This is a genomic window from Streptomyces sp. AC602_WCS936 (assembly GCF_019049125.1).
In the GTDB taxonomy this organism is placed as follows: Bacteria; Actinomycetota; Actinomycetes; order Streptomycetales; family Streptomycetaceae; genus Streptomyces.
In genome coordinates, this window is sequence record NZ_JAGMUF010000008.1 from 51,794 (window position 1) to 67,508 (window position 15,715).

At 73.9% G+C, this 15,715-nt stretch carries 8 protein-coding genes; all 8 read right to left on the reverse strand.

Translation table 11 applies throughout. The annotated features are described in order from the left end of the window. Window positions 1-52: 52 nt before the first annotated feature. Window positions 53-1,870 (reverse strand): GMC family oxidoreductase N-terminal domain-containing protein, encoded by a 1,818-nt coding sequence (locus KUM03_RS02935; protein ID WP_217245429.1) that lies wholly within the window; start codon window positions 1,868-1,870, stop codon window positions 53-55. Between the two features lie 49 nt (window positions 1,871-1,919). Next, entirely contained in the window at window positions 1,920-3,533 is a 1,614-nt protein-coding gene (locus tag KUM03_RS02940) for a succinic semialdehyde dehydrogenase (protein WP_217245430.1), read from the reverse strand. 149 nt (window positions 3,534-3,682) lie between these two features. Then, a complete protein-coding gene (locus tag KUM03_RS02945) occupies window positions 3,683-5,404 on the reverse strand; it encodes a serine/threonine-protein kinase (RefSeq protein WP_217245431.1) in 1,722 nt (573 codons plus the stop codon). After that, entirely contained in the window at window positions 5,401-6,504 is a 1,104-nt protein-coding gene (locus tag KUM03_RS02950) for a serine/threonine-protein kinase (protein WP_374225250.1), read from the reverse strand. The genes KUM03_RS02945 and KUM03_RS02950 overlap by 4 nt, the downstream gene beginning before the upstream one ends. A 133-nt stretch (window positions 6,505-6,637) precedes the next feature. Beyond that, entirely contained in the window at window positions 6,638-8,365 is a 1,728-nt protein-coding gene (locus KUM03_RS02955; protein WP_217245726.1) for a serine/threonine-protein kinase, read from the reverse strand. 155 nt (window positions 8,366-8,520) lie between these two features. Beyond that, window positions 8,521-11,280: a protein kinase gene (locus KUM03_RS02960; protein ID WP_217245432.1), complete on the reverse strand. Its 2,760-nt coding sequence runs from the start codon at window positions 11,278-11,280 to the stop codon at window positions 8,521-8,523. 152 nt (window positions 11,281-11,432) lie between these two features. Then, complete coding sequence (locus tag KUM03_RS02965; RefSeq protein ID WP_217245433.1) at window positions 11,433-13,604, reverse strand: serine/threonine-protein kinase; 2,172 nt, start codon at window positions 13,602-13,604, stop codon at window positions 11,433-11,435. 148 nt (window positions 13,605-13,752) lie between these two features. Then, a complete protein-coding gene (locus tag KUM03_RS02970; RefSeq protein WP_217245434.1) occupies window positions 13,753-15,459 on the reverse strand; it encodes a glycerol-3-phosphate dehydrogenase/oxidase in 1,707 nt (568 codons plus the stop codon). Window positions 15,460-15,715: the final 256 nt, after the last annotated feature.

Sequence of the window (15,715 nt, forward strand, 5' to 3'; positions counted from 1 at the left end):
GAGGGACCTGCGCTCGGAGGGGGGCGCAGGTCCTTCTGTTCTGCGTCGTCCGCTACTTCTTCGGCGGTACCGCCGGCATCCCGAGGAACGGCAGCCGCAGTGCGCCGAAGGCCTCCGCCGGGACCGCCGGGGACTTGGGCTCGACGGGCGTCAGGCGCCGGTACTCCGTGCCCTGCGCCGGGCGCGGGTCCTCCTCGCCCTTGTTGGGCCAGTACGACATCGCCCGCTCGGCCTGCGCCGTGATGGTCAGGGACGGGTTGACACCGAGGTTCGCGGAGACCGCGGCGCCGTCGACGACGGAGATGCCGGGGTGGCCGTAGAGGCGGTGGTACGGGTCTATGACGCCACTCTCGCGGGAGGCGCCGATGGGGCAGCCGCCCAGGAAGTGGGCGGTGAGCGGGGTGCCCATCAGTTCGCCGACGTTGGAGCCGGCGAAGCCGTTGATCTCGGCGGCGAGCGCGGCGGCGCCTTCGGTGGCGGCCTTGATCTGCTTGGGGTTGGGCGAGCCGTGGCCCTGGCGGGCGGTGAGCAGGCCCTTGCCGACGCCCGTGGGTTTCAGGTGCGTGGTCAGGGAGTTGTCCAGGGACTGCATCACCAGGCCGATGATGGTGCGCTCCGACCACTTGCGGTTGGAGAGCGAACGCAGGACGAGCAGGGGGTGCTTGGCCGCGTGGCCCAGGAAGCCCAGGACACGGGAGGCGCCGGAGGCGGTGTGGCCGGCGTAGGGGACCTGGAGGATGGACAGGCCGCCCATCGAGTTGGAGCCCTTGCCGTAACGGACCGGCTCGATGTGGGTGCTGGCGTCCGGGTGGATCGAGGACGTGATGGCGACGCCGCGCGTGAAGTCGGCGCGCGGTTCGCCGGTCGCCTTGCGGTAGCGCCGGTCGTCCGTCTGGGCGCCGACCAGGGCTTCGGAGTTGGTGCGGGTCAGCTCGCCCAGCTTGTCGGAGAGGTGCGGGAGTTGCCCGTTCGCCTTCATGCGGTGCAGCAGGGTCTGGGTGCCGTAGGTGCCGGCGGCTATGACGACGCGGCGGGCGGTGAAGGTGCGGCCCGCGCCCTTCTTCTTCCGGTCGGTGGGGAGCGTGGCCACGGCGAAACCGCCGCGCGAGTCCTCGGTGACCGACACGACCGACGTCATGGGGTGCACGACCGCTCCCGCCTTCTCGGCGAGGTACAGGTAGTTCTCGTTGAGGGAGTTCTTCGCACCGTGGCGGCAGCCGGTCATGCACTCGCCGCACTCGTTGCACGCCTTGCGGTCGGGCCCCGCGCCGCCGAAGTAGGGATCGGGGACCCGCTCGCCCGGCTTCGCCTTCGCCGTGCCGTCGGCGTCCTCGCCGTCGCCGAAGAAGACGCCGACCGGCGCCATGTGGAAGGTGTCGCCGACCCCCATCCGCTGGGCGGCGGCCTTCAGGTGCACGTCGGAGGGGGTCATGGTCGGGTTGAGGCGGACGCCGAGCATGCGCCTGGCCTGGTCGTAGTACGGCGTCAGCTCGTCCTGCCAGTCGGTGATGTCCCGCCACTGGGGGTCGTCGAAGAAGGGCTTCGGCGGTACGTAGAGGGTGTTGGCGTAGTTGAGGGAGCCGCCGCCGACGCCCGCGCCTGCCAGGACCATGACATTCCCGAGCAGGTGGATGCGCTGGATGCCGAACATGCCGAGCTTGGGGGCCCAGAGGTAGTTCTTGAGGTCCCAGGAGTTCTTCGGCAGCGACTCGCGGGTGAAGCGGCGGCCCGCTTCCAGGACGCCGACCCGGTATCCCTTCTCCGTCAGGCGGAGGGCGGAGACGGAGCCGCCGAAGCCGGAACCCACGACTAGGACGTCGTAGTCGTACCCGTTCTCGTCCCGGGTCTGGGCGGAGTTCTCCTGCGACACGTGCTCTCCTCGTTGAGAACGGGCGGTGGTCGGGGGTTGCTCGGGTGGATCAGCGGAAGCGGAACGCCTTCATCAGCCGCAGGCTCCGGCTCATGAACTCCGCGTACTTCTCGTCGTCCATACCGAGCGACGGGGCCATCGGCAGCAGCCGCTGGTGGGCGACCGTCTGGGCCTCGGTGTACTTGAGGATGCCCTCGGAGCCGTGCCGGCGGCCGAGGCCGGAGTCCTTCATGCCGCCCATCGGGGACTGGGCGCTGCCGTAGGCGGGGGCGTATCCCTCGTTGATGTTGACGGTGCCGGTGCGCATCCGGGCGGCGGCCTCGCGGCCGCGCCGGGCGTCCTTCGTCCAGACCGAGGAGTTCAGGCCGTACGGCGTGGAGTTGGCCTGCTCGACCGCCTCCTCCTCGGTCTTGAAGCGGTAGACGGAGACGACCGGGCCGAAGGTCTCCTCGGTGCACACGGTCATGGGGGCCGCGACGCCGTCGAGGATGGTCGGCTCGTAGAAGTACGGGCCGATGTCCGGGCGGGCGACGCCGCCGGCGACGAGCTTCGCGCCCCGCTCCACGGCGTCCGCCACGTGTGCCTTCACGGTCTCCAGTTGCCGCTCCCCCACCAGCGAGCCCATGTCGGCGCCGTAGGAGAGGGAGGTGCCGAGCCGCATCGCCTTGGTGCGGGCGGCGAAGCGGTCCAGGAAGGCGTCGGCGACCGACTCGTGGACGTAGAGCCGCTCGATGGAGATGCAGAGCTGGCCGGCCGAGGAGAAGCAGGCGCGTACGGCGCCCGCCGCGGCCTTCTCGATGTCGGCGTCCTCCAGGACCAGCATGGCGTTCTTGCCGCCGAGTTCGAGGGAGACGCCGACCAGGCGGGCGGCGGCGCTCTGGGCGACCTCGCGGCCGGTGCGGGTGGAGCCGGTGAAGGAGACGTAGTCGGCGTGCTTGACGAGCTCGGGGCCGACGACCGGGCCCTCGCCGAGGACGACCTGGAAGACCTCGGCGGGCAGGCCGGCCTCGATGAGCAGGTCGCGGGCCCACAGGGCGGTCAGACAGGTCTCGGTGTCGGGCTTCATGACGACCGCGTTGCCCGCGACGAAGGCGGGGAGCGCGTCGCCGACGGACAGCTCGAGGGGGTAGTTCCAGGGGGCGATCTGGCCGACGACGCCGCGCGGGTGGCGCAGTTCGGTGACCTTGGTGAGGGTCGGGACGGCGCCGGTGTGCCGCTTGGGGCGCAGGTACGCCGGGGCCTTGCGGCCGTAGTGCCGGGCGGCGACGGCGACGGCCTGGACCTCCTCGTGGGCGTGCAGGCGGGCCTTGCCGGTCTCCAGCTGGATGAGGTCGAGGACCTCGGCCTGCCGCTCCAGGACCAGGTCGTGGAAGCGGAGCAGGACGGCGGCGCGCTGCCGTACCGGTGTGCGCTCCCACACGGCCTGGGCGGCGCGGGCCCGCTCGAAGGCGCCGGCCACGTCCTCGGGCGTCGACTCGGGCAGGTCGGCGAGCTTCTCGCCGGTGAACGGCGTGTGGTTGGCGGTGCGGCCGGAACCGGCCACGCCCTTGGTGAGCTGGGCGACCAGCTCGGGCGTGACCACGTCGGCAGCGGTGCGGGCGCCCGCCGGGCTGGGGGCGAGGGGGTTGGTGCCGGTGATTTCCGGGGCCTGCGCGTCCGTCATGAGCCGCAGGGTATGCCGCCGCGACGGCTTTGTGTACCCGTCGGTAATCGGGATTCACCGAGTGCTCACACAATGCCAGTGATCGCTGGCAACAAACCCGCTGATCAGGGCGTTACGCGGCAGCGTTGCACCTGATCGCTCTTTTCCCGTCAGGGCTCCGCGACCTCCCAGTTGGCGATCACCGTCCGGGCGATCTCGCGTCCCTCGTCGGCGAAGTAGCCCTTGCGGGGGTAGTCGATCCACAGCCGGTACATGTCGCCGTTCGCGGCGCGGTAGTACAGGATGTGGAACTCGCGCTCCCGCGGGTCCTGTGAGTCCGTCGTCGTGTACGCGATGACGTTCTCGGCGGCCTTCTCGCCCCGGTACTCGGTCTCGCTCGGCTCGCCCCTGGGTGCGGGCTCGTCGGCGAAGTTCCAGGAGTACTCGCCGTCCTTGAGCACGTCCCAGTCCGCCCACGCCTGCGCCGCCGCGGTGTCCGGGATCTTCCCGTCCTCGTCGTCGGCCTTGATGTCACGGTCGACGTAGACGGTCACCGCGCCGCTCGGGTCGGCGAACGTCTCGTTGGTGCCGTCCCAGTCGTCGGCGTGCTCCTGCTTCACGAACGCCGTCGGCAGGCCGACGCTGACGCCGGTCCGCGCGCCGAGTTCGTGCGTCTTCCACCCCTTGGGCAGCGGCCCCGCGAAGGGATCCGCGATCACCAGGTACGACGCCATGGCCGCCGCGACGACCGCCGCGCCCAGGGTGATCCACGCGTTGCGGCCCAGCCGCACGCCCCACTTGGACCCGGCGCCGGACGATCCGCCCGGACTGCCATGACCGCCCGGGCCGCCCGGACCGCCATGACCGCCCGGGCCGTCCGCCCCGTCGCCCCGGACCACGCGGGTGGGTGCGGGCTCGGGCGGGTTCGCGGCGGCCTCCAGCAGGGCGCGGGTGCGGGCGGTGTCCGGGCGGCGTGCCGGGTCCTTGTCCAGCAGGCCGGTGATGAGTTCGGCGAGCGGTCCCTGCGCGGCGGCGGGCGGCGCGGGCGCGGCGTTGAGCACGGACTGGAGCGTGGCGGGGGTGTTGCTGCGGCGGAACGGCGAGACGCCCTCCGTCGCCGCGTACAGCACCACGCCCAGCGACCACAGGTCGCTCGCCGGGCCGGGGCGCCGGCCCAGCACCCGCTCCGGTGCGATGTACTCGGGCGAGCCGACGAATCCGCCGGTGTCGGTCAGGTTGGTCTCGCCCTCGATCCGGGCGATGCCGAAGTCGGTGAGGACGACCCGGTCGTGCCGGCCGAGCAGGACGTTGTCCGGCTTCACGTCCCGGTGCAGGACGCCGGCCGCGTGCGCGGCCTCCAGCGCGCCGAGCACCTCCAGGCCGATCCGGGCCGCCTCGCGGGCGCCGAGCGTGCCCTCCTGCAACGCGTCGCCCAGCGAGCGGCCCCGCACCAGCTCCATCACGATCCACGGCTGGTCGTCCACCACCGCCACGTCGTGCACGCCGACGACTGCGGGATGGTCGAGCCGGGCGGCGGCACGGGCCTCGCGACGCATTCGCTCGAAGGCGTTGGCCCGTTCGCGTTCGGGAAGATGGTCGGGGACGCGGGGCTCCTTGACGGCGACCTCGCGGTCCACGGTCTCGTCCTTGGCCCGCCACACCGTGCCCATGCCGCCGTGCCCGAGTCTGGCGATCAGCCGGTAGCGGTCGGCGATGAGACGCCCGGCGCCCGGCTCCGGCGCGCCCGCGGAACGGGGCGGCGGCGGCACGACCTGGGTGGGCGCCGCGTACGGATTGCCGGGGTGGGGCACGGCCACGGGCGGGTTCGGTGGTTGCAGGCCGAAACTCGTGGGCTCGTCCGGCCCGTTGTGCGGCCCCCCGTTGCTGCTCATGGGTCCATGCATATCGCGCCGGATGTGCCCGCATCCACCACCCGTGCGCGGCGGTCACAGAGCCGTGACGCACGGCTGCCGTTTATCTCCCGTTTGAGGGTGTTGCGGAGGCCCCGGAGGAGGACGGGGACGCGGGCTCCGTCGTCGAGGTGGCGGACGGCGAACGCGTCGGCGCGCCACCCCCGTCGCCGCCGTCCCCGTCGGCGAGCAGGGCCGCCGCCGTGACGCCCGCGCCGGCCGCCGCGACCACCAGCAGCACGGCGGTGAGCACGGCCCGTGGCCAGGAAGGCGCGCAGCATCCGCTCCGCCTCCGCCGCGTCCAGACGCCGCCGGGGATCGCGTTCCAGCAGGCCCCGGACGACCGGGAGGAGCGGCCCGGCCTCGGCGGGCGGCCGGATCTCCTCGGTGACCACGGCGTGCAGGACACCGCCCAGGGAGTCCCGGTGGAAGGGCGAGGCGCCGCTGAGGACCGCGCACAGCAGCACGCCCACCGACCACAGGTCGGACTCCGGGCCCGTCCCGGCGCCCGACATCCGCTCCGGGGCGGTGTACTCGGGGGAACCGACGAAGGAGCCGGTCTCGGTGAGCGTGGTGGCACCGGCGACCTGGGCGACGCCGAAGTCGGTGAGCACGACCCGGCCGTCCTCGGACACCAGCACGTTGGACGGCTTCACGTCCCGGTGCAGGATGCCGGCCGAGTGCGCGGTGTGCAGGGCGCCGAGCAGGGCGATGCCGATACGGGCGGCCTCGGCGGCGTCGACCGGGCCCCGGCCGATCACCCGGTCGGCGAGCGAACCGCCGTCGACCAGTTCCATGACCATGTACGCGCGTTCGTCGTCCTCGACGACGTCGTGCACGACGATGACGTGCGGATGGCTGAGCTGGGCGACCGCGCGGGCCTCGCGCAGGGTGCGCTCGCGGCGCCGCCGGGCCTCGGCCGCGGAGAGCGTCTCGTCGAGGGGGAGCGCCTTCACGGCCACCTCGCGGCCGAGCAGCTGGTCGGTGGCCCGCCACACGATGCCCATGCCGCCGCGGCCGAGCCGCTCGTGGAGCCGGTAACGGCCCGCGATGACACGCCCGCCCGCCCCCTCGGTCACCATGCGCCCCATCATGCCCCACCGGACGCATCGGCTCCGGGCCGCCGTCACCAGGGTGGCCGACAACCGACTGACGTACGAACGCCGTTGCGACGACTTCCGGCCACCGTCCGCCCGTCGCACGGTGCGTGGGCGGTCAGGTGGTCCTGGTCTTCTCCTGCCAGCTCTGCAGCACCGTGCGGAACCGCTCCCGTGTGGTCTCCCAGTCGTCGGCGGGGCCCGACATGTTGAGGGCGTACTCGACGCCGTCCCGGGACATGTACGTCTGCGACACCGCGCGGCGCGGCCCGGGGAAGGGGGTGTCCTTCGCCAGCGCGGTCCAGGTGTACTCCCAGCGGGCGCTGTCGCGGTCGCGGTAGCCGGTCCGTTCCAGGACGACGCGCCGGTAGTCGACCAGCCGCTGGAGCTGCACCTCCAGGTCCAGCTGGTGCGCGTACGGGTCGTTGTAGTCGGGAGCGCGGTCGACGGATATGCGCAGGACGTGTTCGCCGCCGTCGGGGGTGTAGTCGATCTGCCGGAGTTCGCCGCTGTCGCCGCCGAAGTCCGTGCGCTGCCAGTCCTCGGGCAGGGACAGGCTGAAACCCAGCGGGTCGTCGCGGCGCACCCAGTCGGCCGGAACGGAGCCTCCGGGACCCTTGCCCTCCGTGGCGGACGGGGAGGCGGAGGGCGAGCGGGCGGTGTCCGGGCCGGCCGACGAGCCCGCGTCGTCCCGCTGTTGCAGCACCACGGCGGTACCCGCGCCGATCAGCGCGGCCACGGCGACGACCAGGGCGAACGTACGCAGGCGGCGACGGGGGCGTGGCGCGGTGGCGGCCGCCGGCGGGTACGGGTGTCCGTACGGGTGTCCCGCCGCCGTGTGGCCGGCCGGCGCGGGGCCGGTCGCGGCGGGGCCCACGGGTGTCGGACCGACCGCCGTCGGGCCGGTGGCCGTCCGGTACGGCGTCGCAGTCGCCCCACCCGTGGGCCCCGCGGCCCCCGGGTGGACCGTGCCGTCCTGCCGGGACGGGCCCGCGTACCGCGTCGGCACGTACGCCTGGGCGGACTTCGGCCGCCGCCCCTCCGCCGCCTCCGCGAGCATCTGCTCCGCCTCGGTCGCGTCGGGGCGCGTGGCCGGGTCCTTGCGCAGCAGGGCGTCGATGACGGGCGCGAGCGGACCGGCGTACCGGGGCTCGGTGGCCTCCTCCTCGACGACCGCCTGCATGGTGCTGAGCGGTGACGTGCGACGGAACGGCGATCTGCCCTCCACCGCCGTGTACAGGGTCGCGCCCAGTGCCCACAGGTCGGAGGCGGGGCCGGGGTCGTGGCCGCGGACGCGCTCGGGGGCCAGGTAGTCGACGGAGCCGACGACCTCTCCGGTCCGGGTGATGGTGGAGTCGCCCTCTATCTGGGCGATGCCGAAGTCGGTGAGCAGTACGCGGCCGTCCTCGCCGAGCAGCACGTTGCCGGGCTTGACGTCGCGGTGCAGCACGCCCGCGGTGTGCGCGGCGCGCAGGGCCCGCAGGACCCACAGCCCGATCCGGGCCGCCTCCCGCGGCTCGACCCGCTCCTCCTCCTTGACCGCGTCGGCCAGTGAGCGGCCCTCGACCAGCTCCATCACGATCCACGGCCGGCCGTCGTGTTCGAGTACGTCGTGCACGGTGACGACGGCCGAGTGGTTGATCCGCGCGGCCGCCCGCGCCTCTCCCCGGGTGCGCGCCAGCAGTATCGCCTGGTCGCTCTCGGAGACGTAGAGCGCGGCGGTCAGCTCCTTGATGGCGACGACCCGGTGCAGTACCTCGTCGTGTGCGCGCCACACCCGGCCCATGCCGCCGCTGCCGATGGCGTCGCTGAGCCGGTAACGGCCCGCGACGAGCCGGCCCTGCATCTGATTCACGTTGCCCCGCAATGATCTGGTCAAGGTCAGACTAAGGACCGCTCACCCCGCGGGGAACGGGTGGGGTGGTATGGAAACCGCTCTGTGACGGTTGTCGCTTTCCGCGGTGCGGATCAACCACCGTGCCGGACGCGGTCTCTGGGCGGTCAGCCGGTGTACTGGTAGGTGGCCGACGCCTGTTCGAACAGCCGGCTCACCTCGTCCCGCTCCGACACCGGGCCGCGGACCTGGACCACGTGGTAGCGCCCGTCGACGAGCATCGCGAGGTTGCGCACGTACAGCTCGCCGTCCGCGCCGGTCCAGGTGAACTGACCCTCGGCCATGGTCCGTCCGCCGACCTCGATGGTCTTCAGTCCGCTGGAGGTGGCCCAGCTGGAGGCGCGGTACGACGCCAACTCCGGCTCGGAGTCGCGCTGGTAGGCCATCGGGTCGTCGCCGTACTCGGCGGCGCGGTCCCGGCCCGGTACGACGATCAGCTCGAAGTCGCCCTTGCTGTAGACGACCTGCCCGCTGCCGTTGCGGGGCGTGCGCTCCCAGTTCTCGGCGACGGCGACGCGGAAGCCCTCGTCGTCCTCGCGCAGGGTGAACCCGTCGGCTGAGGCGGGGGTGTCGCCCTGCGTCTCGGTGGCACCGGACGCCGACCGGGAGGGGGCGGGGTCGTTCTCCGGTGACGTCTGCTCCGGGCGGGGCTCGGTGCCGCCGTCCGGGGACCGCTCCGGCGGCGCCTGGCTCGCCTCTCCGGCGGCGCCCGTGCGATCACCGGCGCCGTCCGTGCCGCTCTTGGGCATGAAGAACATGGCGTACGCGATCGCTCCGGCCAGGGCGAGCAGTATCAGCAGGAGCAGGGTGCGGCCGAGGCTGCGCGGGGAGCGGGCCTTCTCCCGCCGGTCGCGTTTGTGCCGTCCGTGGTGTGCGGGCAGGCCGGCGCGCCGCTTGCGCACCAGTTCGCCCCGGCGGCGCACGATGGGCAGGCGGCTGGTCTCGGCGGGCGGGGCGGAGACGACGTGCAGGCCGGCCTCCGGCTCGGGCGCCGACCTGACGAGGGAGCGCAGCCAGCCGCGCAGATCTTCGAAGTCGAGGCGCTCGGTGGGGTCCTGACGCAGCAGCGACTCCACGACCGGACGCAGCGGCCCGCACTCCTCGGCGAACGCCGGCGGCTCCGCGCAGACGATCTGCACCAGTTCGGCGGTGGACTCCTCCGGGTACGGCGCGTGCCCCTGTACGGCACGGAAGAGCAGGGCGCCCAGGGCCCACAGGTCGGTGGCGGGGCCGATGGGCGCGGCCAGCTGCCAGTTCTCGTGCACGGGCCCGGCCTGCTCCGGGGCCCAGCGCTCGGTCACCGGTCCGACCACGGCCATCCGGGTCTGCCGGGCCCGTTCGGCGGCGAGCGCGGTGGCCGGGCCGCGCGGGGCGGGGGTGTGGGCGGCCGGGGCGTCCCATTGACCGTGCCCGGTGGGCACGGTGGGCACCGCCTCCTGCTGCGGGGCGGCGGGCAGGGCGGGCCCGGCCGCCGGGGCGGCGGCGGGCGGTTCGCCGGTGGCGCGGGGGGTGGCGCCGTGCCAGGAGGCCGTCGTGCGTACGCCGTAGGGGTCGGCGATCTGTCCCGGCGGGGCGGTGGGCGGGGCGTCCTGTCCGGCCGCGTCGGCGGGCCGGGGGACGGCAAGGTGAGGGCCGGGGGTGTGGGCGCCGGGCTCCGCGTCGTGGTCGACAAGGTGCGGGGGCCGGTCCGGCGCGTACGCGGGCCATCCCCGCTCGGTGCCGGATTCCGTGCCGGTGCCGGTGCCGACGGCGTGGGGAGGGCCGCCGGGGCCGTCGTCGGGGGCCGGGCGGGCGCCGGGCAGGGCCGCGCGGCCGTTCCTCCCCTCCTGGACGCGGGCGGCGGCACGGGCGCCGGCGCGGTAGGCGGCGATGGCTCCGGCGCGCGCGGCGCGGACGTCCCCGCTGGTCTCCAGCGGCGCGGGGGCGATCCCTGAGGCGGTGCCCCCGGGGCCCTGGGGGACGGGCAGCCCGCCCACGTCCCGGGCCTCGATGGCGGCCCGCCGGGCGGCCTCGGGATCGCTGCCGCCGGGCCCGGAGATCCCGGACCGCGCACCCTCCGGACCGACACCGGGCACGAAACCGCCGGATACGGCAGCCCCGGCACCACCGGAACCGGCACCCCGGCCTCCGCCACCGCCGCCCCCGGCACCCCGCGCCCCGGTCTCCGCGCCCCCACCGCCCCGCCCGAAGGTCCCGTCAGGAGCGACGGCGGCGCCGCCGCCCTCCTCGTCGTCGGGGGCCGGCACCGGGTCGTACCCGCACAGCGCCTCCTCCGCCGCCCCGACCGCCAGGCCGGTCAGCATCACGCGCCCGTCGTCGCAGACGAGCACGGTGCGCGCGGTGATGTTGCGGTGCACCCAGCCGTACGTGTGCAGCACCCGCAGCGCCAGAAGGATGTCGGAGGCCACCTCGGCCGCCCGGTAGGGCGTCAGCGACTGCTCGGCGAGCAGGGCGGCCAGCGGCCTCGCGGCCACCAGCTCGCTGACGATCCACAGGGAACCGCCCTCGGCGAACACGTCGAAGACCTGGTCGAGGCGCGGGTGGTCGGGTACGGCCGCCGCGGCCTGCGCCGCCTCGACGGCCCGGCGTACCACCGGGTCCGCGGGCTTGCGGGAACCGCCGCGCGCGGCCGCCGACCGGCCGCCGGTGTGCCGGAAGCCGCCGTCGCGGGCCGTGAACCCGTCGGGCAGGCCGTCCGCGTCGAGCACCTCGGCCTCGACGACCTCGGGCAACGGCACCTGCCTGACCAGGACTTCCTGTCCGCTGTAGGTGTCGAAAGCCCGGGTCTCGGTGAGTTCGTACTCGTCGGACGGCGGCAGCGGCAGGCGGTAGCGGTCGGCGAGCACCCGTCCCGCATAGTCGTCCACGTCGCCACCCCCGGCAGCCCGTCGGTCAATTCCGTTCGCCCGGCGGGCCGTTCCGGCTGCGTACGGTCCGCAAGCACTCACGATACGTGCCGGAGGCAACCCGCAAAGAGGGGATGCCAGATATCGGACCGTTCAAACCCGGACCGCCCGGTTCAGGACTTGGGTTCGAAGGACTTCGTCAGCGTCCGCCAGGTGTTGCGGCGCAGGTCGCTGTCCCAGTCGTCGGCCTTCGCGGTGTACATCAGCGCGTAGCCCTGGTGGTCGTTGACGACGAAACCCCGGTCCACGGTGCGGTACTTCGTGCCGTCGTCCGTGTAGGTGAACTCCCAGTCGGCCGCGTTCCAGCCGCGGTAGCCCACCTTCTCTATGCGGATCTTCTCGTACTGGGAGCGGACCATGTACCGCTCCTGGTTCTTCCAGTCGGCGACCGGGTCGTCCTTGGGCGTGGACGTCCAGGCGACGAGCAGCTTCTGCCCGTTCGGGCCGGTGAAACGATCCCCCGCCGAGCCCTTGGCCTGGTACTTCCAGCCCTCGGGCAGCCCGATGGAGTAACCCTGGGCGCCCTGGTGGGTGGCCGCCGCGCCCTCATCGTCGGCCTTGCCCTCGTCGCCCGGACCGGCGCCGTCCGCCCCGGTGTCGCCGGACGCGCTCGCGCCGGAGTCCGGCGCGCCCGCCGAGCCACCGTCCGTCGCCTCCTCCGACGCGGAGCCGTCGGTGCGGGCCCCGCCCTCGTCGTCCTGCCGGGTGTCGCCGCTCGCGCCCGCGGTGGCGACGGGCTTGTCGCCGTTTCCGCCCTGGGCGCCCTTGTCGTCGTCGCCGCCGAGCGTGAGGGCCAGTACGGTGCCGAGCACGGCGAGCGCCACGACCACCGCGATGACGACCAGCGTCCGGCGCGGCACCACGTCGGTGAGCGGCGCCCGGGGCGCGGGCCGGGGCGGCAGGTCCGGGGGCGGCACGACGGGCCAGCCGGAGCTGCGGGTGCCGGCGGGCGCGTTCGCCGCCCCGGAACCGGAACCGGAACCGGCACCAGCGCCGGCACGCGGGTGAGCACCGGACGCCGCAGCCGTACCGGCACCCGATCCCGTACCGGAAACCGAGCCCGCACCGGCACCCGACCCGCCACGGACCCCGGCGCCCGGCCCACCGGCCCGCGCCGACGTGCTCGCGGCCGTCCCGGCGGACGCCGACGCGGTGGCCGAACCGGTGGCGCCCGACGCGGTGGCCGGACCGGCGGCACCCGAGGCGTCCCGGCCGGCACCGCCCTGCTTGGCGCGGGAGGCGGCCGCGGCACCGGCCGCACCCGCCCCGGCGGCGGCCTTGCGCACGGAACGCAGCGCGCCGCGCAGCCGCTCCCCGGCCTCCTCGCCGCGCTTGCCCCCGGCGCCCTGGGAGCCGCCCCTGCGGGACCGCTCGTCCGGCTGGGCGGGCAGCGGCACGACCTTGGTGGCGTCGGCCGGCTCGTCCGCCGGGTCGGGGGCGTGGATGACCTTGTTGAGCAGCGCGCGGGCGCCCGCGTCGTCGAGCCGCTGCGCGGGGTCCTTGTTGAGCAGCCCGTAGATGACGTCCCGCAGCGGGCCGGCGTTCTTCGGCTCCTCCAGGTTCTCCGTCATCACCGCGGTGAGCGTGGCGATGGCGGAGCCCTTGTCGTAGGGCGGGGCGCCCTCGACCGCCGCGTACAGCAGTCCGCCGAGCGACCACAGGTCGGCGGCCGGGCCGGGCTTGTGGCCGCGGGCGCGCTCCGGGGAGATGTAGGAGGGGGCGCCGACGAGCATGCCGGTGGAGGTGATGGACGGGTCGCCCTCGACCTGGGCGATGCCGAAGTCGGTGAGCACGACCCGGCCGTCCTCGGCGATCAGCACGTTGGACGGCTTCACGTCGCGGTGCAGGATGCCCTCGCGGTGCGCCGAGCGCAGCACGTCGAGGATGGCGAGACCCACCTCGGCGGCGCGCCTCGGCTCCAGCAGGCCGTCCTCACGGATGGCCTCGGCGAGCGACTTGCCCTCGACGAGTTCCATCACGATCCACGGGCGGTCGTCCTCCTCGACGACGTCGTAGACCGTGACGGCGCTGTTGTTGCGGATCCGCGCGATCGCCTTGGCCTCACGCAGGGTGCGCGTGATCAGGCGCCGCTTCTCCTCCTCGTCGATGTTCCCCGGGAACCGCAGCTCCTTGACGGCGACGGTGCGTCCGAGGGTCTCGTCCTCCGCCCGCCACACCGTCCCCATGCCGCCGCGGCCGAGCACGTCTCCCAGCCGGTACCGCCCGGCGAGGAGACGTGCGCTCTTGTCCGTACGGGGTGTCCCCGCCCGCTCCGCCTCCGACATGCGTCCCCTCATGCAACCCGCCCTGACAGAGCCTTCATTGTCCCTCACCCGACAAGTGCTCGACGCCCAGGGTGCCCCTGGCGCCGACCGGGCGAGCGGGCGGGGAGCACGGCGGGGTGACCCTGCGTCACACCCGCCCCGGCGGCCCCTACCTCGGCACGATGTCGGGGGCGCCCAGCCGGGCCGCGTCGGCCGTCAGGTCGTCGGGCTGGCGCTGCGACTCCCGCTCGGCCTCGACCCGCTTCTCGTAGTGCTGGACCTCCCGTTCGACCTGGTCCTTGTCCCAGCCGAGCACCGGCGCCATCAGCTCGGCGGCCTCGCGGGCGCTGCGGGTGCCCCGGTCGAAGGTCTCGATGGAGATGCGGGTGCGCCGGGTCAGTACGTCGTCCAGGTGGCGCGCGCACTCGTGCGAGGCGGCGTAGACGACCTCGGCGCGCAGGTAGTCGTCGGCGGCGTGCAGCGGTTCGCCGAGGGAGGGGTCGGCGGCGATCAGCTCCAGCACCTCCTCCGTCAGGGCGCCGTACCGGTTCAGCAGGTGCTCGACGCGGACGACGTGCAGTCCGATGCGCGCGGCGATCCGGGCCCGCGCGTTCCACATGGCCCGGTACCCCTCGGCGCCGAGCAGCGGCGTGTCCTCGGTGACGCAGTCGGCGACCCGCATGTCGAGCCCGTGCACCGTCTCGTCGACGGCGTCCTTGGCCATCACCCGGTACGTCGTGTACTTGCCGCCGGCCACGACGACCAGGCCGGGCACCGGGTGCGCGACGGTGTGCTCGCGCGAGAGCTTGCTGGTGGCGTCGGACTCGCCGGCCAGCAGTGGGCGGAGTCCGGCGTAGACGCCCTCGACGTCGTCGCGCGTGAGCGGCACGTGGAGCACCGAGTTGACGTGCTCCAGGAGGTAGTCGATGTCCGCGCTGGACGCGGCCGGGTGCGCCTTGTCGAGGTCCCAGTCGGTGTCGGTGGTGCCGATGATCCAGTGCCGTCCCCAGGGGATGACGAACAGCACGGACCTCTCGGTGCGCAGGATGAGCCCGGTGGTGGAGTGGATGCGGTCCTTGGGGACGACCAGGTGGATGCCCTTGGAGGCCCGGACGTGGAACTGGCCGCGCTCGCCCACCATCGACTGGGTGTCGTCGGTCCACACCCCGGTCGCGTTGACGACCTGCTTGGCGCGGATCTCGTACTCGCCGCCCGCCTCGACGTCCTGCACGCGCGCGCCGACCACGCGCTCGCCCTCGCGGACGAAGGAGGTGACGCGCGCGCGGTTGGCGACCTGGGCGCCGTACGCCGCCGCGGTGCGCACCAGGGTCGTCACGAACCGGGCGTCGTCCATCTGGGCGTCGTAGTACTGGAGCGCGCCGACCAGCGCGTCCTTCTTCAAGGCGGGTGCCACGCGCAGGGCGTGACGGCGGCTCAGGTGGCGGTGCGTCGGCAGGCCCCGGCCGTGTCCGCGGGCCATGGACATCGCGTCGTAGAGGGCGACGCCCGAGCCGGCGTAGAGCCGCTCCCAGCCCTTGTGCTGCAACGGGTACAGGAACGGCACGGGCTTCACGAGGTGCGGTGCGAGCCGCTCCAGCAGCAGCCCGCGCTCCTTCAGCGCCTCCCGTACGAGGGCGAAGTCGAGCATCTCCAGGTAGCGCAGGCCGCCGTGGATCAGCTTGCTGGAGCGGCTGGAGGTGCCCGACGCCCAGTCCCGGGCCTCGACCAGGCCGGTGGACAGGCCGCGCGTCACCGCGTCGAGGGCGGTGCCCGCGCCGACCACGCCCGCGCCCACCACCAGTACGTCCAGCTCGCGCTCGGCCATGGCCGCGAGCGACTCGGCGCGCTGCGCCGGCCCCAGGGTCGCTGTCCTCACTGCTGCCTCCCGCTGTCGGTCGCGTCGGCCGCGCCCGCCGGGTGAACACACCCGTCGGGCGAGGCCCGGTTCCTGGTACCCACCATGCCCAGATTCTGACCCGCTCGCCCGACATCGGCCGTCGCGTGGCCCCAGCCTGTGGACAACCTCCCCGCGGGTCCCCGTCGACACTCACCGAAACCAGGCCGACCAATCCCGCAAATCGGTCATATTTACTCCTAGTCTGACGTTGTGCTCGCCCATCCTGTCCACCGGG

Coding starts and splice junctions, on each gene's coding strand:
- KUM03_RS02955 (WP_217245726.1), bottom strand. CDS start 8,365: ATGCAGGGCCGGCTCGTCGCGGGCCGTTACCGGCTCAGCGACGCCATC.
- KUM03_RS02950 (WP_374225250.1), bottom strand. CDS start 6,504: ATGGTGACCGAGGGGGCGGGCGGGCGTGTCATCGCGGGCCGTTACCGG.
- KUM03_RS02965 (WP_217245433.1), bottom strand. CDS start 13,604: ATGTCGGAGGCGGAGCGGGCGGGGACACCCCGTACGGACAAGAGCGCA.
- KUM03_RS02940 (WP_217245430.1), bottom strand. CDS start 3,533: ATGACGGACGCGCAGGCCCCGGAAATCACCGGCACCAACCCCCTCGCC.
- KUM03_RS02945 (WP_217245431.1), bottom strand. CDS start 5,404: ATGAGCAGCAACGGGGGGCCGCACAACGGGCCGGACGAGCCCACGAGT.